General features: G+C 29.6%; 17 protein-coding genes, 1 rRNA gene and 1 riboswitch (1 of these 19 running past the window's edge). Of the genes, 4 read left to right on the top strand and 14 right to left on the bottom strand.

The features are described from left to right. Positions 1–690: ribosomal RNA gene (locus tag ACTTA6_RS07290) — 16S ribosomal RNA — on the bottom strand (it extends 785 nt beyond the left edge of the window). 337 nt (positions 691–1,027) lie between these two features. On the opposite strand from ACTTA6_RS07290, the gene ACTTA6_RS07285 reads away from it, so the two are divergent. Next, positions 1,028–2,320, top strand: a complete 1,293-nt coding sequence (locus ACTTA6_RS07285; RefSeq protein ID WP_440613449.1) for a peptidoglycan DD-metalloendopeptidase family protein — start codon at positions 1,028–1,030, stop codon at positions 2,318–2,320. A gap of 31 nt (positions 2,321–2,351) precedes the next feature. Here the strand turns inward: ACTTA6_RS07285 and ACTTA6_RS07280 are convergent, their stop codons facing one another. Genes ACTTA6_RS07280 through ACTTA6_RS07260 form a run of 5 tightly spaced genes read right to left on the bottom strand, consistent with a single transcriptional unit; the run spans position 2,352 to position 6,997 of the window. After that, on the bottom strand, positions 2,352–2,756 hold the full coding sequence (locus ACTTA6_RS07280; RefSeq protein ID WP_440613450.1) for a DUF4167 domain-containing protein: 405 nt from the start codon (positions 2,754–2,756) through the stop codon (positions 2,352–2,354). A gap of 11 nt (positions 2,757–2,767) precedes the next feature. Further along, the gene (gene prmC, locus ACTTA6_RS07275; RefSeq protein WP_440613451.1) at positions 2,768–3,610 is read right to left on the bottom strand and encodes a peptide chain release factor N(5)-glutamine methyltransferase; all 843 of its coding nucleotides are present in this window, start codon (positions 3,608–3,610) and stop codon (positions 2,768–2,770) included. Further along, positions 3,611–4,684 carry a peptide chain release factor 1 gene (gene prfA, locus ACTTA6_RS07270; RefSeq protein WP_440613452.1) on the bottom strand — a complete coding sequence of 358 codons (1,074 nt, stop codon included), beginning with the start codon at positions 4,682–4,684 and terminating at the stop codon, positions 3,611–3,613. Next, positions 4,681–5,781 carry a flavodoxin-dependent (E)-4-hydroxy-3-methylbut-2-enyl-diphosphate synthase gene (gene ispG / locus ACTTA6_RS07265; RefSeq protein WP_440613453.1) on the bottom strand — a complete coding sequence of 367 codons (1,101 nt, stop codon included), beginning with the start codon at positions 5,779–5,781 and terminating at the stop codon, positions 4,681–4,683. Before ispG ends, prfA begins: the two co-directional genes overlap by 4 nt. A 4-nt stretch (positions 5,782–5,785) precedes the next feature. Further along, complete coding sequence (locus ACTTA6_RS07260) at positions 5,786–6,997, bottom strand: aspartate kinase (protein ID WP_440613454.1); 1,212 nt, start codon at positions 6,995–6,997, stop codon at positions 5,786–5,788. A gap of 76 nt (positions 6,998–7,073) precedes the next feature. On the opposite strand from ACTTA6_RS07260, the gene ubiG reads away from it, so the two are divergent. Further along, on the top strand, positions 7,074–7,796 hold the full coding sequence (gene ubiG / locus ACTTA6_RS07255; RefSeq protein WP_440613455.1) for a bifunctional 2-polyprenyl-6-hydroxyphenol methylase/3-demethylubiquinol 3-O-methyltransferase UbiG: 723 nt from the start codon (positions 7,074–7,076) through the stop codon (positions 7,794–7,796). On the opposite strand, the gene ACTTA6_RS07250 is transcribed toward ubiG, so the two are convergent. Together ACTTA6_RS07250 and argJ are read right to left on the bottom strand one after the other, a co-directional pair. Then, a complete protein-coding gene (locus tag ACTTA6_RS07250) occupies positions 7,793–8,221 on the bottom strand; it encodes a DUF1178 family protein (RefSeq protein WP_440613456.1) in 429 nt (142 codons plus the stop codon). The genes ubiG and ACTTA6_RS07250 overlap by 4 nt on opposite strands. Positions 8,222–8,260: 39 nt before the next feature. Further along, positions 8,261–9,562: a bifunctional glutamate N-acetyltransferase/amino-acid acetyltransferase ArgJ gene (gene argJ, locus ACTTA6_RS07245; protein WP_440613457.1), complete on the bottom strand. Its 1,302-nt coding sequence runs from the start codon at positions 9,560–9,562 to the stop codon at positions 8,261–8,263. 65 nt (positions 9,563–9,627) lie between these two features. On the opposite strand from argJ, the gene secA reads away from it, so the two are divergent. Beyond that, positions 9,628–12,162, top strand: a complete 2,535-nt coding sequence (gene secA / locus ACTTA6_RS07240) for a preprotein translocase subunit SecA (protein ID WP_440613458.1) — start codon at positions 9,628–9,630, stop codon at positions 12,160–12,162. 3 nt (positions 12,163–12,165) lie between these two features. Here secA and ACTTA6_RS07235 read toward each other — a convergent pair whose 3' ends face one another. After that, on the bottom strand, positions 12,166–13,260 hold the full coding sequence (locus ACTTA6_RS07235) for an acetyl-CoA carboxylase carboxyltransferase subunit alpha (protein WP_440613459.1): 1,095 nt from the start codon (positions 13,258–13,260) through the stop codon (positions 12,166–12,168). Between the two features lie 104 nt (positions 13,261–13,364). After that, a riboswitch (glycine riboswitch) is annotated at positions 13,365–13,452 on the top strand. 79 nt (positions 13,453–13,531) lie between these two features. Here ACTTA6_RS07235 and ACTTA6_RS07230 point away from each other — a divergent pair. After that, positions 13,532–15,694 carry a malate synthase G gene (locus ACTTA6_RS07230; RefSeq protein WP_440613460.1) on the top strand — a complete coding sequence of 721 codons (2,163 nt, stop codon included), beginning with the start codon at positions 13,532–13,534 and terminating at the stop codon, positions 15,692–15,694. Here ACTTA6_RS07230 and recR read toward each other — a convergent pair. The 5 genes from recR to kdsB form a co-directional block, all read right to left on the bottom strand. Beyond that, a complete protein-coding gene (gene recR, locus ACTTA6_RS07225; protein ID WP_075505986.1) occupies positions 15,681–16,292 on the bottom strand; it encodes a recombination mediator RecR in 612 nt (203 codons plus the stop codon). The two genes, ACTTA6_RS07230 and recR, sit on opposite strands and share 14 nt — an antisense overlap. A gap of 3 nt (positions 16,293–16,295) precedes the next feature. Beyond that, positions 16,296–16,613 (bottom strand): YbaB/EbfC family nucleoid-associated protein, encoded by a 318-nt coding sequence (locus ACTTA6_RS07220; protein WP_262590178.1) that lies wholly within the window; start codon positions 16,611–16,613, stop codon positions 16,296–16,298. After that, a complete protein-coding gene (dnaX, locus tag ACTTA6_RS07215) occupies positions 16,606–18,255 on the bottom strand; it encodes a DNA polymerase III subunit gamma/tau (protein ID WP_440613461.1) in 1,650 nt (549 codons plus the stop codon). The genes ACTTA6_RS07220 and dnaX overlap by 8 nt, the downstream gene beginning before the upstream one ends. Before the next feature lie 138 nt (positions 18,256–18,393). Next, positions 18,394–19,230, bottom strand: coding sequence for a prephenate dehydratase domain-containing protein (locus tag ACTTA6_RS07210; RefSeq protein WP_440613462.1), 837 nt, complete (start codon positions 19,228–19,230; stop codon positions 18,394–18,396). Next, positions 19,230–19,961 (bottom strand): 3-deoxy-manno-octulosonate cytidylyltransferase, encoded by a 732-nt coding sequence (kdsB, locus tag ACTTA6_RS07205; protein WP_440613463.1) that lies wholly within the window; start codon positions 19,959–19,961, stop codon positions 19,230–19,232. The genes ACTTA6_RS07210 and kdsB overlap by 1 nt, the downstream gene beginning before the upstream one ends. Positions 19,962–20,013 lie beyond the last annotated feature (52 nt).

Genomic DNA, 20,013 nt, shown 5'->3' with positions numbered 1-20,013 from the left:
TGATCCAGAAAGCTGCCTTCGCAATTGGTATTCTTTCTAATATCTACGAATTTCACCTCTACACTAGAAATTCTGCTTTCCTCTATCATACTCTAGCTGAAAAGTTTTAATGGCAGTTCCAGAGTTAAGCTCTGGGATTTCACCACTAACTTTTTCAACCACCTACGAACTCTTTAAGCCCAGTAATTCCGAACTACGCTAGGTCCCTTCGTATTACCGCGGCTGCTGGCACGAAGTTAGCCGGACCTTCTTATTCGGGTACAGTCATTTTCTTCCCCGACGAAAGAGCTTTACAACCCAAGGGCCTTCTTCACTCACGCGGCATCGCTGCATCAGAGTTTCCTCCATTGTGCAAGATTCCCCACTGCTGCCTCCCGTAGGAGTTTGGGCCGTGTCTCAGTCCCAATGTGGCTGATCATCCTCTCAAATCAGCTATTGATCACAGTCTTGGTAGGCCATTACCCCACCAACAAACTAATCAAGTGCAGGCTCATCCAATGGTGCATAAAGCTTTCTCCGTAAAGACTTATCCGGTATTAGCACAAGTTTCCTCGTGTTATTCCAGGCCAAAGGGTAGATACCTACATGTTACTCACCCGTCTGCCACTAAGTATTGCTACTTCGTTCGACTTGCATGTGTTAGGCGTGCCGCCAGCGTACGTTCTGAGCCATGATCAAACTCTCAAGTTTAAAAACGGCGCACACTAGCTTCCATATAAATTCTAAGAATAAAATTTATATGTAATTGAAGTGTGTACGACAAATTTATGGTAACCTTAACCGTCCACACTTCTCTTCTTAAATTTTAACTTTTAAAATAGCTAATTGAGCTAAAAAGGCTCAATAATCCTCACTAATTTATTGTGTTAACAATAATTTTATTGAGAAAGTTCAGTGCTTATAGGCTAAAAATAATGGAAATCAAGCATTTAAGAATAAATATTTAAATAAAAACATGCCATTTTAAGGGCTTTTTTTTGATTTTTAACACTGTCTAAACTAATAATTGTGTTCGCTTAAATATAAAATGTTAAAAATTCTATTAAGTAAAACAAAAAAAAACTTAGAAATTTTTGGCTTAGTTTTATTGATTCTTTTTACTGCTATCATCACTACTTATTTTAATTCAACAAAAAAAGAGAATTTAGAAACCTATAATAATTTTGTTGATAACATTTACTTTAAAAAAACACTTACACACATAGTTGAAAACCTTGAACCAAAATACAAAAAAATAAAACATAAAATAAAATCTGGTGAAACCTTTGATAAAATTTTAGAGAATTATCTAGTACAAAAAAAAGAAATATTAGAAATAAAAAAAGCTTTAAAAAAAAAAGTTAATCTTAATAAATTAAATACCAGACAAATTATTGAGTTCAGCCTAGATAAAACTAATAATCAAATAAGTGAATTTACTTTTCAAATATCAAATAAACAAAAAATATTTTTAGTTAGAAACAATTCTAGTAATACTTTTAATGATGAAATTATTTCAATTAAATTAAATAAGAAAATAGTTTACAGAGAAAATTTAATTTTACAAAGTCTATACAAAGCTGCAACAGATGAAAAAATACCAGCAAATATAATAATTGAATTTGCTAGGATATATGGATTTCAAGTAGACTTTCAAAGAGATATAAGAAAACAAGATAAGTTTCAAATAATGTATGAAGTTTTCCTCAATGATAAAAATGAAACCATTGAAACAGGAGAAATACTTTTCGCTAATTTAAAATTAAGTGGTCAAGATAATGGACTTTATTATTTTGATAAAGAAGGAAGCGAAGGTCATTATGATAAAAATGGTAAGAGTGTTAAAAAAGCTTTAATGAAAACTCCAATTAATGGAGCAAAACTTTCTTCTCCTTTTGGTATGAGAAAACATCCCATAGATGGATACAATAAAATGCATAGAGGTACCGATTTTGCTGCGCCCACAGGAACACCTATAATGGCATCTGGTGACGGTGTTGTAAAAAAAGCTGGATGGTGTGGTGGAGGTGGTAACTGTGTAAAAATAAGACATAACTCAACTTATCAAACAGTGTATGCTCACATGTCAAAGTTTGCTCGTGGTATTAAAGCAGGAGTAAGAGTAAAACAAGGTCAAACAATAGGTTACGTTGGTTCCACAGGTAAATCTACTGGACCTCATTTGCATTACGAAGTAATTGTAAATGGAAAAAAAGTTAATTCTCAAAAGTTAAAGCTTCCTTCAGGTAAAATATTAAAAGGTAAGGAAAGAAAATTATTTGAAACAAAAAAAATTAAACTAGATGTTCTTAAATCTGAAAAGATAATAGGTTTAAATTAATTAGCCTCTGCTGGTGTTTCAGCTTGAATATCTAAGTTAGAATTGTATTTAAATTTTTTTCAGAAACATCAACATTTTCTGATTGCTTATTTGTTTCTTTTTCATTTTCATCAAATTTCTCTTCTAAATTTCTCTCTTTTTTGAACCTTTCTCTTTCATTTAGTATTCTTGTAAAATGATCAGCGTGCTGAAGGTAATTTTCAGAGAGAATTTTATCACCATTTGACAAAGCCTCTCTTGCTAGATCATTGTACTTTTCAATTAATTTTGGCGCATTGTGATTGTTTCTGCCTGGAGACTTTCTTTTGAAATTATCACCATTAGAAAAATTTGAACTAAACTTCTGTCTATCACCACTTGATTTAAAATTTCTATCGTTTCTTCTGAAATTATTTCTTCTATTATTGTTGTTGCTGTTATTTCTAAATGTTACCATGATTTAAATAATTATATCTTTGTGCAAATTATACATCTATCATTATAAGCAAGATCTTTTAAAGCACTATTTATATAAAAACTCTCTTTATTTAATAATTTAATTACTTTATTTTTTTGATTAAAACCAATCTCTAAAATAAATTTACCATTTTTTTTAATCAGCTCAGATGACTTTTTAATAACTTTTCTGATTTCTGTTAAACCATCTAATCCACCATCTAGTGCTATTTTTGGTTCAAACCTAGCAACTCCTTTATCCAAATATTTTATAATATATTTTTTAATATAAGGAGGATTAGAAACAATTAAATCATATTTGCCTAAACTAAATTTGTCAACATTAGATTTATATAATTTAAGTCTAGTATGGACTCTTAAACTAGTTGCATTCATATTGGCTATTTTTAAACAATTTTTGCTTATATCTATTCCTGTTCCATAAAAATCTTTTCTCTCTTTTAATATAGACAAAAGTATACATCCAGATCCTATTCCAATATCTAAAATATTAAGTTTACTTTTATTTTTTGTTAAATTTAAAATATTTTCAACAATTAGCTCGGTATCAGGACGAGGTATTAAAGTATCTTCTGTTACAAAAAATTCTGAATTCCAAAATAACTTTTTATTTGTCAAATAAGATACTGGCTTACCTTTGGACCTTTCATTAATTAGTTTTAGAAACAAATTTAAATTTATTTCTTTTATTTTTTCTTGAGAATTAATTATTAAGTATTTTTTATCTTTATTAATTGCTTTTGACATTAAAATTTCTGAGTCCAAATAAGGATTTAAACAAAATTTATCTTTTAAAATTTTAGCACCTTGAGTTATTGCTGATTGAATATTCATTTATTTTAAATTACTTAAACTTTCTTCTTGTGCTTGCAGTGTAAGTGACTCAATCATTTCATCAAAAGCTTCACCTTCGAGAAATTCTTCTAATTTGTGCAAAGTTAAATTTATTCTGTGATCTGTAACTCTACCTTGTGGAAAATTATAAGTTCTAATTCTTTCGGATCTATCTCCAGTACCAATTTTAGTTTTTCTATCTTGTGATCTTTCTTGATCAATTCTTGATCTTTCAAGTTCATACAATCTTGCTCTTAAAATTTTCATTCCTTTAGCTTTATTCTTATGCTGTGATTTTTCATCTTGTTGAGAAACTGATAAACCAGAGGGTATATGAGTTATTCTGACAGCGCTATCTGTTGTGTTAACTGATTGTCCACCTGGGCCACCTGCTCGAAAAACATCAATTCTTAAGTCAGATTCGTTGATTTTTAAATCTACTTCTTCAGCTTCAGGTAATACAGCAACAGTAGCCGCAGATGTATGCACTCTTCCTTGCGTTTCAGTATCTGGAACTCTTTGAACTCTATGTACACCACTCTCATATTTTAATGTTGAATATATATTGGTACCTTTAATAGATGCAATTACCTCTTTTAAACCTCCAGCATCACTTCTTGAAATAGAAATGAGTTCTAATGACCACTTTTTTTTATGACTTACTTTTTCATACATTTTGAAAAGGTCTGAAGCAAATAAACTTGCCTCTAATCCACCAGTTCCAGCTCTTATTTCTATTATTGCATTTTTTTTATCCGCTTCATCTTTTGGTAGTAAAAATAATTTTAATTTTTTTTCATTGATCTCATGTTGAGATTTCAAATCAACAAGTTCTAACTCAGCCATATTTTTTAATTCTTTATCTGATGAGTTGTCCTCTAATATTTTCTCTAATTCTTTTTTTTCATTTTCGAAAGATAAATACTTTTTAGCATTTAAAATTATTTCATTAACATCCGAATATTCTTTTGACTTTTCAGCAAATACTTTATTGTCTAAACTTCCTGATGATAGATCTTTTTCTAGTGTAGAATGTTTTATAATTAATTCTTCAATAGTCTTACTTGGTATCATTGTAAATTTTCTAATTCAGAGGCCTTTTTTTCAACTTCTGCTATGACCTTATTAACTATATCATTAGTTAGTACTTTTTCGCTTTGTACCCCAGATAAATAAAGCATGTTGTTACCTTTTCCACCTCCAGTTATTCCAATATCAGTTAAAGCAGCCTCTCCAGGTCCGTTCACAACACAGCCAATTATAGATAAAGTAATTGGAGTTTTTATATGAGATAATTTTTCCTCTAAAATTTTAACTGTATCAATTACTTGAAACGCTTGCCTTGCACAAGATGGGCAAGAAATTATTTTAACTCCTCTGTTTCGTAATCCTAAAGATTTAAGGATTTCATTTCCAATCTTAACCTCTTTAACAGGATCATCTGACAAAGAAACTCTTAAGGTGTCACCTATTCCGTCTAACAGTAATGAACCTAGTCCTATTGAAGACTTAACACTTCCTGATACAAAACTTCCAGCCTCAGTTATTCCAAGATGAAGAGGATAATCAGTAGCATCCGAAAGCTGTCTATAAGCTGCAATCGATAAAAATACGTCAGAGGACTTAACACTTATCTTGAAATTAAAAAAATCTTGATCCTCTAATATTTTAATGTTTCTTTTTGCACTCTCTACTAATGCTTCAGGGCATGGCTCCTTATACTTTTCTAAAATATCTTTTTCAAGAGAACCTGCATTAACTCCTATCCGAATTGAACAATCGTTATTTTTGGCTGCACTTAAGACCTCATGGATTTTATTTTTATCACCAATATTTCCAGGATTTATTCTTAAACACTTCGCTCCATTTTCTGCAGCCTCTATGGCTCTTTTATAATGAAAATGAATATCTGCAATTACAGGTATTTGAACATTTTTTGTAATTTCTTTTAAGGCTTTTGAGGAGTCTTCATCTGGACAGGAAACTCTAACTAAGTCAGCACCCTCTTCATGAATTTTATTTATTTGTTCTATAGTAGCTGAAATATCTGTAGTCAAAGTATTAGTCATTGATTGAACTGATATTGGATTGTCGCCACCAACTTTAATACTACCAACGTTAATTACTTTAGTTTTTTTTCGATTTATATTTCTAAATGGTCTTACATTCATAAGTTTAATCTAGTTTAAATTCTTTATGAAGAGCGGCTATTGCTTTTTTTACATTTTTTGATGAAACTAATACTGAAATTTTAATTTCAGATGTTGATATAACTAAAATATTTATTTGTTTTGAAGCTAAAGCTTGAAACATCCTGTAAGTAATTCCAGGTGTAGTAATCATCCCAACTCCAATTATAGAAACTTTGGAAAGATTTTTATCAAAAGAAAGTTTTTTATAAGATATCGATTTATTTTGCATAATTAATTTCTCAGTTTTTTTCAGATCATCAGATTTAATTGTAAAAGTTAAGTCAGTATCTTTTCCATTTTGAGAAATATTTTGTACAACCATATCAACGTTAATTAAATTTCTTGATAGTGGTCTAAAAACTGAAGCAGCAACACCAGGTCTATCTTTAACTCCTACAATTGTGATCTTAGCATCATTTTTAGTTGAAGATATCCCGGTAATTATTTGATTGCTAAACGCTTTTTTAGAGCCTGTTATTAATGTGCCTGGTTTACTAACAAATGACGACTTAACTTTAATATCAATATTATTTAGCTTTGCATCTTGAACCGATGTTGGTTGCATCACTTTTGATCCTAATGATGCCATTTCCAACATTTCGTCATAAAATATTTTTTTAATTTTCTTTGCTTTTTTATGTTGTCTTGGATCAGTAGTATAAACACCATCGACATCTGTATAAATAATACATTCATCAGCTTTAATAAATTTTGCTAACATTATTGCAGTTGCATCAGAACCGCTTCTTCCTATTGTGGTAATTCTATTTTCATTATTAATTCCTTGAAAACCAGTAATAATTGGGATCCCACCTTGTTTCACATAATTATTTAATTCTTTTGTAATTATCTTATTTATTCTTGCTCCAGAGTAAGGTCCATCAGTAATTATTGGCAATTGCCAAGAAACCCATGACCTAGACTTAAAACCATCATGAGTAAGTCTTCCAGCAATTAAAGCACATGAAACTTGTTCTCCAGTGGATACAAGTGCATCATATTCAGATCTGCTGAAATTATTACTAATTTGCTTCGATTTTTTTACGAGCTCATTGGTTACTCCACTCATTGCAGATGAAATCACCAAAACTCTATTTTTTTTCTTTTTATAAGCAGCTATAATTTTGCATACTTTTTTTATCCTATCGATACTACCAACAGAAGTTCCGCCAAATTTTAGTACAACAGTTTTCATGATCAGTTGAATTAATATAATTTAATTATAAATTGATAAAGTACATCTTAATTGTTATGTCAACTAATTATATATTATGAACAGTATTAATAAAAAAGAAATAGAAAAATTTTCAAATATGGCGGCCGAATGGTGGGATCCAGAAGGAAAATTTAAACCTCTTCATAAATTTAATCCTATAAGAATAAAATATATTAAAGAAAATATAGTTAAGGAATTTCAACTTAAAAATAAAAAATATCCTCTTTCTGGAATAAATGTCCTTGATATTGGATGTGGAGGTGGATTGTTATCTGAGCCCATGTGTAGATTAGGAGCTAATGTTACAGCAATCGATGCTTCAAATAAAAATATTGCCATAGCAAACCTACATGCAAAAAAAAACAATCTTAAAATAAACTATATATGTTCATCGCCTGAAAAACTAAAAACTACAAAAAAATTTGATGTAATTTTGAACATGGAGATTGTTGAACATGTTGAGGATGTTGATTTTTTTTTAAAATCATGTGCTAACCTTTTAAAAAAAAATGGATTAATGTTTGTTGCAACTATAAATAAAACCTTAAAATCTTATATATTTGCAATTGTTGGTGCAGAATATGTTTTGAGATGGCTTCCTATTGGCACCCATGAATGGGAAAAGTTTGTTAAGCCTGAGGAATTAAAAAATATTCTAATCAAGAACAATCTAAATCTCAAAAAAATTGATGGAATGAATTTTAACATTCTAAAGGATGAATGGAATGTTTCAAAAGATTTGTCAGTAAATTATATTGCTGAATTTAAGAAAAACTAATTTTCTTTTTCATCAACCCAAGGAATTAATTGTGTATCTATGCCCTCTTCTTTGAGCTCTTTAACGTCTTTCTGAGAGGCTTTACCATATATCCCTTTTATAGGTTTCTTACTATTGTAATGAATAGATCTAGCTTCATATGCAAAATTATCCCCAACGTACTTAAAATTATCTTTTATAAACTTTTGATAATTTTTAATTGTTTTTTTAATTTTTTTATACTTCTGAGTATCAAATTTTTCTTCATTTTTAGCTTTTCTACTTATTAGCTGAGGAGCCATTAATGTTTTTTCAACTTTTTCAGAATTACAGTTGTGACAGATTAAAAGTTTTTTCTTTTTTAATTTTTCATATTCTGATGAAGTAGAGAACCAACTATCAAACTTTAATTCACAGTCGTTACACAAAAGTTTGTATTTTATCATAGTATAGAATTAGTTATCAAAATTTATATTTCAATATGTTCAACTTCTATAATCAGCATTAATCTCAATATAATTTTTTGTAAAATCCATAGTAAAAGCAGTAAAGCTTTTAGGACCAGTAAACAAATCTACGTTGATTTCTATATTTTCACCTTTCATATACTCAGCTACTAATTTTTCATCGTAGTTCTTGTGTAATTTTCCATCCTGAATTATTTGATAATTTCCAAATTTCAAACCTAATTTATTTAAATTTATTTTTGGTCCTGCTTTTCCTATTGCCATCACTATTCGTCCCCAGTTTGGATCTTCTCCCGCAATAGCTGTTTTTACCAAAGCTGAATTTGCTATTGAGAAAGCAATTGTCTTTGCATCTTGTTCACTTTTGCTTTTATTAATATTTATAGTGACAAATTTTGATGCTCCTTCTCCATCAGAAACTACTCTCTTAGCTAAATTTAACAAAACATTGTTTAATGCTTTGTCGAATTTTTTTAGTTTTATATCATTAATACTTTTAATATTTGAATTGTTTGCTTTATTTGTTGCAAAAATACTAACCATATCATTTGTGCTAGTGTCCCCATCACACGAGATAGCATTAAATGTATTTGTAATATTTTTTTTTAATAATTTACTTAAAATATCATTCGATAAGTTGGCATCTGTAAATATGTATGCCAAGGTGGTTCCCATATTTGGAAATATCATACCCGAACCTTTAGCGACACCATAAATTTTTACCTCTTTGTCTCCAATTTTACATTGTTCCATCGCAAGTTTTGGTTTTGTATCAGTGGTCATTATTCCTAAGGCTGCTTTCATCCAAAGAAATTTGTTTTGTGTATAGTTGATTTTTTTAATCAAGTTTGGAATTTGATCTATAATCTTTTCACATGGAAAGGTTTCACCTATTGTACCTGTGCATCCAAAAATAATTTCCTTTGAAGTAATTTTCTTTGGATAATCTTCATCTTCAACTTGTTTTTTTGTTAATTGCTCAGAGGTTAAATCAGCAATTTTTGCTAAACTTTCGTAACCTTGTTTACCTGTGAAAGCATTTGCATTTCTAGTATTTACAATAAGAGAATAAATTTTTTTTGATTTTTGATTTATATTCCATTTAATATTTTCTGAGATAACTTTTGACTGTGTATAGACAGAGGCATGATTTGCACCATCTCTAAAGTAAAACATTACCAAATCATCTCTTTTAGTTTTATATAAATCTGCACTTAGAGCTGAAATAGATAAGCCATCTATATGATCAAGGTCTTGGAAATCCATCATTCTGGTATTTTTTGATTTCGAGGTTAAAAAATTTGTTAAATTAATACCCATGATATTTAAAATAATTGTTTAATACATATATTAAACAATATATTTAAAGAATAAATCAAATAGTCATGTTTAACCCGCTTAACATAATTACAAAATTTATCAAATCTAGTAATCAAAAAGAACTAGATAGAATTGGAAAAATTGTAGAAAAAATAAATTCACAAGAGGAACAATTCATAAAATTAAGTGATACAGACTTTCCAAAAAAAACAGTTGAATTTAAAAATCAATTAAAAAATGGAAAAAGTTTAGACGAAATTCTACCTGAGGCATTTGCATTGGTAAGGGAAGCTGCAAAAAGAACAAGACAAGAAAGACATTTTGATGTTCAACTTATCGGGGGTGTAGTTCTCCACGAAGGTAAAATTGCTGAAATGAGAACGGGTGAAGGAAAAACACTCACTATTGCTTTAGCAGCTTATTTAAATGCGCTTTCTGAAAATGGAGTTCATATAGTAACAGTTAACGATTATTTAGCAAAAAGAGACTCTATGGAAATGGGTCTAATATATAATTTTCTAGGTCTAACTTCTGGATTTATAAATAATGACCAAGATGATCTGGAAAGAAAGAAAAACTATGATTGTGATATTACTTATGCAACTAACAGTGAATTAGGATTTGATTATCTAAGAGACAACATGAAGTTTTCTCAAAAAGAGATGGTTCAAAGATCTCATGCATTTTCAATTGTAGATGAAATAGATTCTTGTTTAATTGATGAAGCAAGAACTCCACTTGTAATTTCTGGAGCTGCAGAAGATAAAACTGCTCAATACTTAGCAATAGATAAACTTGTTAAAATTTTAAATAATAAAGATTTTGAAATAGATGAGAAAGAAAAAAGTATACTTTTAACAAACGAGGGTATTAATAATGTTGAAAAACTTTTTTCTAATGCTGGTATATTAAAAAATGATAATTTTTATGATCCAGAAAATCTTCATTTAGTTCACCATGTAAATCAAGCACTCCGTGCAAATCACTTATTTGAAAAAGGAAAAGATTACATAGTTAAAGACGGAGTTCTTAAAATTATAGATGAATTAACTGGTAGAATTCTAGAAGGAAGAAGATTTGGAGATGGACTTCATCAGGCTCTTGAAGCTAAAGAAAAAATTCAGATACAAGCTGAAAATCAAACTTTAGCATCTATTACTTATCAAAATTATTTTAAACTATATAAAAAAATATCAGGTTGCACTGGTACTGCAGTCACAGAGTCTGAAGAATTTTTTGAAATATATAATCTTTCAGTAGTTGTAATACCAACAAATAAAGAAATGATCCGAAAGGACTATAATGATTTGATCTTTAGAACTGAAAAAGAAAAAAATGATGCAATAATTAATAAGATCATTGAAAAACATGAAATTGGTCAACCAATTTTGGTTTTCACATCTAGTATCAACAAATCTGAAGTTTATTCTAAATTATTAAATGAAAAAAATATTAAACACGTAGTTTTAAATGCAAAGAACCATGAAAATGAAGCTGAAATTATTGCAAATGCTGGAAAAGAAAAATCTTTGATAATTACAACCAGTATTTCTGGCAGAGGTGTTGACATCCAGCTCGGTGGAAAAAAAGGATCAATTCCTGATGATCAGTTAAAAATAGATAAAGAAAAAATTAAATCTCTAGGTGGCTTATTCGTAATTGGTACGGAAAGAATGGAATCTAGAAGAGTGGATAATCAGGCAAGAGGAAGAGCTGGACGACAAGGAGATGAGGGTAGTTCTGTATTTTATGTAAGTTTAGAAGATGATTTAATGAGAATTTTTGGCTCAGAATCTATGAATAATATGCTTGAAAAACTCGGTTTAAAAGATGGTGAAAGTATTGATCACCCTTGGATCAACAAAGCATTAGAAAGAGCTCAGCAGAAAGTTGAAGCCAGAAATTTTGATATCAGAAAAACACTTATCAAATTTGACAATGTTTTAAATGACCAAAGACATGTTGTGTTTTCTCAAAGAAAAAATGCAATGAATAGTGAAAATATTTTTGATTATTCCGACGAATTTTTAAAAGAAATATCAGAAGACTTGATAAAATTAAAAATTCAAAACCTATCTAATCCAAAAAGTAATGAATTCAATAATAAAGTTAGGCAAATTGTTGGGAAAAGTTTTAATGATACTGAACTTGAAAGTTTGATTTCAGCAAAAGATAATGAACTGAAAGAGCAAATATCCTCAAAATTTAATGAGACACGTAATGAAAGAATTAAAGTTCTAAACGAGCAGCATGCAAAAGAAATTGAAAAAAGAATATTTTTGCAAACAATAGATTTGAATTGGAAATCACATATACAATATTTAGAACAACTTAGACAAGTGATTGGATTAAGATCTTACGGTCAAAGAGATCCTTTAATTGAATATAAAAAAGAAGCTTTTGATTTATTTTCAAATTTATTAGAAAAACTAAAATTAGACTACGTTACAATTTTAATGAATTTAAAAGTTATAACAGAAGAAAGATCTTCCAATGAGGAAAGAGTAAATCCAAAAACACAAGCCAAAAAAATGGGAAGAAATGAACCTTGCTTCTGTGGATCGGGCAAGAAGTTTAAACATTGCCATGGAGCTTTGTAATTCTTAAAAAAGAAAAAATAAAGAAGCTAAAAATAATAACCCTCCACCAATACCAAATAATAATTTTTTTGATTTGAAAATGTTATCAAAATTATTTTTCTTAATGGTCAAATTACTTAAATCTTCTACATTGCTCATAAAACCATCATTTCTTCCAATTTTTAAAAATTTATTTTTTCTTTCATTCATTATATCTTCTGACGTCATTTCTTTGTATTGATCTAAATTCGTAGAAATAGATTTTCTAACGTTATCAAGCATTAGGTCTCTATCCCTGTGAGCACCACCTAAAGGTTCTGGGATTATTTCATCAATAACTTTTAATTTTAATAAATCTTTTGCGGAAAGCTTCATTGCTTTTGCTGCATCAAGCATTTTTTTTGGATCTCTCCATAATATAGTTGCACAGCCTTCAGGAGATATAACTGAATAAATAGCATTTTCTAGCATGATAACTTTGTTAGACGATGCTAATGCAATCGCACCACCTGATCCACCTTCACCTATAATTATTGCAATAGTTGGAACCTTAAGTTCCATACAGCATTCAATTGATTTTGCTATTGCCTCAGCTTGACCTCTTTCCTCTGCACCAACACCAGGATAAGCGCCTGGCGTGTCTATAAAAGAGATAATTGGAATTTTAAATTTATTTGCTAAATTCATTAAACGAATAGTTTTTCTATAACCCTCAGGTCGCATCATCCCAAAATTTCTTTGAATTCTGCTATCTAAATCTTCACCCTTTTCTTGACCGATAACTAAAACTGACTGACCATTAAATTTTGCAAAACCAGTAAGTACAGATTTATCTTCACCATAATAACGATCTCCAGATAGAGGAATAAAATCTTCGAATAAATTATCTATGAAAAATTTAGACTTTGGTCTGTCTTCATGTCTCGCAACCATGGTGGTTTGCCATGGATCTAGGTTTGAATATATATCATTTAATTTTTGATCTAACTCAACTTGTGTTTTTGAAATTTTTTGGGTATCCACTTCTGATAATCCCTCTTGATTGTATGGATCTTTTAATTTTTCCAATTCTGTCTCTAAATCTTTAATCTCAGTTTCAAAATTAAGATAATTTTTCATAATAAGGTTATAGCGGATGGTTAATTCATAAAAAAGGCAATAAAATGATATTTAATTTAAAGTGTAATTGTTATTAATTGACTCTTTTCTAGAAGAGGATACATATTTTATTGTCGGGAGAGACTATTATATTTAGCACCGAAGGAGCAACCACCCCGGAAACTCTCAGGTAAAAAGGACCGATAGTTGCATAACACTCTGGAAAGAGAATTAATTCCGCCGAAGGAGCAAAACTCTCAGGCAAAAATACAGATGGGGTAATTTAGGTGATATGCAAGAAAAATATATAAATATTAAAACTTTAAAAGTATCTGAAAAACTTTCTCAATTTATTAGCGACGAGCTATTAAAAGAAACAAATCTATCTGTTGATAATTTTTGGTCAGGGTTCGAGAAAACAGTCAATGAATTAGCACCTAAAAATAAAGAATTAATTAAATTTAGAGAAGACTTACAGAAACAGATAGACAATTGGCACATAAAAAATAAGGGAAATGAATTTAATTTGTCAGAATATAAAAAATTTTTAACAGAAATTGGTTATTTGAGAGAAGAAGGTGATGATTTTGAAATATCAACTCAAAATGTTGATGAGGAAATAACAAGTATTGCTGGGCCTCAACTTGTTGTACCAGTCATGAATGCGAGATACGCATTAAATGCAGCTAATGCTAGATGGATGAGCTTATACGATAGTCTGTATGGAACAGATGTAATTGAACAATCAGAAGATAGCGTATCTGAAAGATATGATCCGTTAAGAGGTGAGATGGTAATAAAATATGGAAGAGATTTTTTAGATAAATATTTTCCATTAGCAGGATTGAGTTGGCAAAAAATTACAAGTTTTGCCGTTAAGTATGGAAAATTTAAAGCTTTAAAAGGTGCTGATATATATGATTTGGTAGATGAGAATAAGTTTATTGGTCATAGGGGTGAAGCTGACAACCCGTCTGCTATAATTTTAAAAAATAACAATTTACATATAGAAATTTTAAAAGATTCAAGAGCTTTTGCGGCTCAACAAGATCATGCTGGTATTAGTGACATAATTTTAGAATCTGCGGTGTCAACTATATGCGATAACGAAGATAGTGTAGCTGCTGTAGATGCAGAAGATAAAATTGTTTGTTACAGAAATTGGCTAGGTCTAATGAAAGGTGATCTAAAATCAAAATTTGAAAAAGAAGGAAAATTATTTGAAAGAAAACTTAATCCTAATAGAAGCTATATTTCAAAAGATGGAAAAGGTTTAAAGCTTCATGGAAGAAGTTTACTGCTAGTTAGAAATGTTGGTCACTTAATGACTAATCCATCAATAATTTTAAAAGATGGTAGTGAAGTTCCAGAAGGAATAATGGATGCATTCATTACTACAGCTGCTGCCCTTCATGATATTAAAAAAAAAACCAATTCAAGAACTGGTTCTATTTATATTGTGAAACCAAAAATGCATGGACCAGATGAAACTGCATTTACTGATTTGCTTTTCTCAAAAGTTGAGGAAGTTTTAGGTTTGCCAAAATACACCTGCAAGATTGGAATAATGGATGAAGAAAGAAGAACTTCAGCTAATTTAAAAGAGTGCATTAGATCATTAAAAAATAGAGTTTTCTTTATAAACACAGGTTTTCTAGACAGAACTGGTGATGAAATGCACACCTCTATGGAAGCTGGTCCGATGATTAAAAAAGGTGACATGAAAACTTCAAAATGGATTACAGCCTATGAAAACAATAATGTTGATATTGGTTTAAAGTGTGGATTTTCTGGAAAAGCTCAAATTGGAAAAGGTATGTGGGCAATGCCAGATAAAATGAAAGATATGATGGAGCAAAAAACTGGACATTTAAAAGCAGGTGCAAATTGTGCATGGGTTCCATCTCCAACTGCTGCAGCTTTGCATGCGCTACATTATCACGAAATAAATATTTTTGATGAACAACAAAAAATAAAAAATAGAGAACAGGCAAAGCTTGATGATCTTTTAACAATACCTACTGCTGATAGACCAAATTGGTCTGTAGATGAAATTAATAAAGAAATTTCTAACTCAGCTCAAACTCTATTAGGTTATGTTGTGAGATGGATTGATCAAGGAGTTGGATGCTCCAAAGTACCAGATATAAATAACGTAGGTTTGATGGAAGATAGAGCCACACTTAGAATTTCATCTCAACATATTGCAAATTGGATACATCATGGAATTACAACAAAAATTCAAGTTGTAGAAATTCTTAAAGACATGGCTAAAATTGTAGATGATCAAAATAAAAATGACTCTAATTATGTAAGAATGAGTAATAACTTTGAAAATTCAATTGCATTTCAAACTGCTTGTGATTTGGTGTTTAAAGGAAAAGAACAACCATCTGGTTATACTGAACCTTTACTGCATTTAAATAGACTTACTAAAAAGTCTAATCTGAATTAGAAACTAAATTAGACCGATTTTTAAAAGCAGAAAATAAAGTCCCATCATCTAAACTTTCAATTTCACCACCTACAGGTAACCCTTGTGCAAGTTTAGTAATTTTTACATTAGAATTCTTTAGGCTATCTTGAATGTAGTAAGCAGTAGTTTGACCTTCAACAGTTGCACTTGTGGCTAATATAACTTCTTCAATTTTATCTCGATTAACTCTCTCAACCAGGGAATTTACAAGTAAATCTTCTTTTCTTTGACCTACTGATGAAATGGTGCCTCCCAGAATATGAAAATACCCTTGATAAATATTTGAATTTTCAATCGACCATTGATCAGCAATGTCTTCTACAACACAAATTTTAGAATATTTATTTTTTGTATTTTCACAATTTATACATCCAGTTGAAATTGATTTAAGTGAACCACAAGAATTACATCTAGTTACATTTTTATAAACTTGAGCCAAAGTATTTGCCATTGGTTTTACTAATTCATCGCGGTTATTAATTAGTTTTAAAACAATCCTTTTAGCAGATTTTGGTCCTAAACCTGGAAGCTTTGAAATTAATTTAATTAATTCCTCAATCTCGTTAATATTTTGCATCTACTATAGTGGCCACTTAAAACCAGGTATTCCAAATCCACCTGTAGCTTTTGATATCTCTTCTGATGTTTTCGACTTTAATTGTGATTTGGCATTATTATGCGCAGCTACAATTAAATCTTCTATTATTGATTTGTCTTCTTTCATTATTTCATCTGATAGTTTAATTGATTGCATTTCACCTTCTCCATCCAAGACGATTTTTGCTGAATTTGAGCCAGAAACACCCTCTACTCTAATCTCCTTAATTTTTTGCTGACTCTCTTTCATTTTTGCTTCAAGTTCTTTTGCTTTGTCTAATATTTTATTAAAATCAGTCATTATTTTTATCCTCCTTAATTATCGATTTAACATCTACCAGTTCTGCATCAGGAAAATTTTCCATAAAGTTTTTATAAATTTCAGTTTGTTTAGCTTTTTCAATTAATATTTTTTTTTCATTTTGTTTCTTTTCTCTAATTGAGAGATCTCCTTTTGATTTACTAAGTGTGATAATCCATCTTTCTTTTGTCCATTCAAAAAGCTTTGTGGAAAGATCTTTTACAAAATCTTTATCAAGGCTGTCATTAAATGAAATTTCAATCCTATTTTTTTCAAATTTAACCAAATTTATATTTTTCTCTAATTCAAATTTAAGTTTTAATTCTCTTTTACTTGTGCAAATAGCAATTAATTCGTCAAAAGAATTAATTTGAGTTTTGACTTCTGCTTTAACTTCAGTTTGTATTTCAGGATTCTTTTTTTCTTCTTGAGAGATATTTTTTATTTGATCAATAATTTTAGTCTCTGTTTTTATTTCAATTTTGCTTGTTGAATTTTCTTCTTTAGGTTTTGTATCTATTTGTTTAATTTGTTTTACAGAACATAAGTGCATTAATCTAATTAAAAACATCTCAATTGATAGATGTTGATTTGATACAATATCTAATTCCTCTAATGACTTGATAGAAAATTGCCAAAATAAAATTAATACATCTGGTTGGATTTGATTAGAAATGTTTTTTATTTTATTAAATTCTTCATCATTAAGAGAAAAATTTGTGCTTTCTAAAGTTAGAGAATTTATATTTTTAAAGTAGTATAACAGCTCTAAAAAATCATTTAAAAATATTTTTGGTTCAACTCCTTGATCATATATTTTTCTGTAAATTTTTATTACCTTTTCTTCTTCTCCTCTCAATATTAATTCAAATAAATCAATTAATTGTGATTTATCAAAATAACCGAAAATCTTCTGAGCAGAATTTAAATCTAGTTCTTTATCATTATCTAAACTCAATAACGCTCTATCTAATAGAGATAATGCATCTCTTACTGAGCCTTCAGATATTTTTACAATTAATTTTAGAGCGTCATCAGTAACTTTTCCATTTTCTTTATCTTTAATTTTTTTAATAAAATCTAACAATTCAGAAGATTTAATTCTTGAAAGATCAAAACGCTGACACCTTGAAACGACTGTTATAGGAATCTTTTTTATTTCTGTTGTGGCAAATATAAATTTTAAATATGAAGGTGGTTCTTCCAATGTTTTTAGTAAAGCATTAAAAGCTTGTTTACTTAACATATGAACTTCATCGATTATAAAAATTTTGTACTTTGCTGAAGTAGGTCCGTATCTGGAAAACTCAATTAGATCTCTAACATCATCAATTCCTGTCTTGCTGGCCGCATCCATTTCAAGTACATCAATGTGACTTGAGTTTGCAATCGACTGACAATTTTCACACAAATTATCAATGCACATTTTTTCAATACTATTTGAGCAATTCAAGGCTTTTGCTACAATTCTTGCAGTTGTAGTTTTTCCAATCCCTCTAATTCCAGTAAATAAATATGCATTAGGTACTTTGTCAGCTTTTATTGAGTTTATAATTGTTTCTGCAACAACTTCTTGACCAATAAGATCATCAAATATTTGAGGTCTATATTTAAGAGCCAATACTTTTGAATTGTTATTCATAAATTTTTTAAGGAGACTAGAACCTGAATAACTGTCTCTACGACTGCTTCCGTTAAGATCTGGTCGGGTTCAAGCAGCATCCACCTCTAGCCTCCAATTCTATTATAGCAGTTAAAATTTCTAATCTACAAGAAAAGATTATTGTTTTTTTTGTCTCAAACTATCGGCTTCAAAAACACCTAGGACGTGAAAATCCTCACAATGTAAGCCTAGCTCTTCAAGTGATTTTTGAACTTTTGAATCTTCAATATGTCCATCTAAATCACATAAGAAAAAATAAGAGTCGAAAGAATTTTTTTCAGGGTAACTTTGAAGCTTAGTTAGATTTACTCCATTGATAGCAAATCCTCCAAGCGATTGATAAAGAGCTGCAGGTTTACTTTTAAGTTTAAATAAAAATGAAGTTATATATTTTTTATTTCCAAACTCAGGTTGAGATATATTTTTTCCCATAACAAGAAAGCGTGTTAAATTTCCACTCTCGTTTTCTATATTTTTTTTAATTACATCAAGATTATAAATTTCAGCACTTAGAGATGATGCTATTGCTGCCTGTTTTTTGTCTTTTGTTTTAGAAATCATTTCGGCTGATCCAGCTGTATCTGCTCTTATATGTTCAGCAATATTATTTTCTTTTATGAAATTTGAACATTGGGACAAACCCTGTGCATGAGAATAAACTTCTTTTATATCAGACAGTTTAGCTCCCTGTTGACCTAATAAATTATGTTCGATTTTTTGAAAGTGCTCTCGGTAAATATTCAACCTATGCTTAAAGATTAAATATTCAATTCCTATATTTCCTGTAATTCTATTAGACTCTGGAATTATTATTCTACAATCAGGTTCTTCTGAAGCTTTATTAAAACAATCATCAAAAGTTTTACAAGGTAAAATTTCAGCATCAGGGTCGATTGATAATGCTGCTAAATGAGAATAAGCTCCAAATGTTCCTTGAAAATATATTTTACCCATCAGGACTTATATTCCATTATTTTTTTTAAGGCCAGATAATCTTCCTCTGTATCAACTCCTATAGGGGCTTTGCTTGCTAGAGCAACATTTATTTTGATATTATTGTCTAGAGCTCGAAGTTGTTCTAATTTATTTTCAATTTCATTTTTTGATTGTGGTAATTCAACAAAGTTTTTAAGAATTTCAGATGAATAACAGTAAATTCCAATATGGTGATAAGTATTTGAGGCATCTTCAGATTTCCTTAAAAATATTTTTGCTTTAGAAAACGGGTCATCTTCTAAATTATTTTCAGTAATAACTTTAACTATATTCTCATTTGCTAAATCTGATTTATTCTCAATTTTTGCAGCAAGGGTTCCTATTTTTGCTTTGTGATCTATCATCATTTGGTTTAGGTTTACGATATCCTCTATATTTATTGCTGGCTCGTCACCCTGTAGGTTCATTATAAAATCAATATTATCTAAGTTGAGTTTTTGATAAGCTTCATATATTCGGTCTGTACCAGTTTTATGTTGATCACTTGTTAAAATAGCATTTCCTCCATTATTTTTAACATCATTGACAATCTCTTGATCCTCTGCAGCAACAATTACCTCTCCAATATTTGCTTCTTTTGCCTTATTAAATACATGTGAAATAATTGAAATATCATTGATTTTTAATAATGGTTTTCCTGGAAACCTAGTTGCGGATAATCTAGAGGGTATAATTATAAGAGTTTTCATTAATCACTAATTAAAATAGAGGCAAATTTGTACATTAAATTTTAGTCAAATT

Source organism: Candidatus Pelagibacter sp. HIMB1636, from assembly GCF_052047675.1.
Taxonomy (GTDB): domain Bacteria; phylum Pseudomonadota; class Alphaproteobacteria; order Pelagibacterales; family Pelagibacteraceae; genus Pelagibacter.
This window is presented reverse-complemented; position numbering and strand designations above follow the sequence as displayed.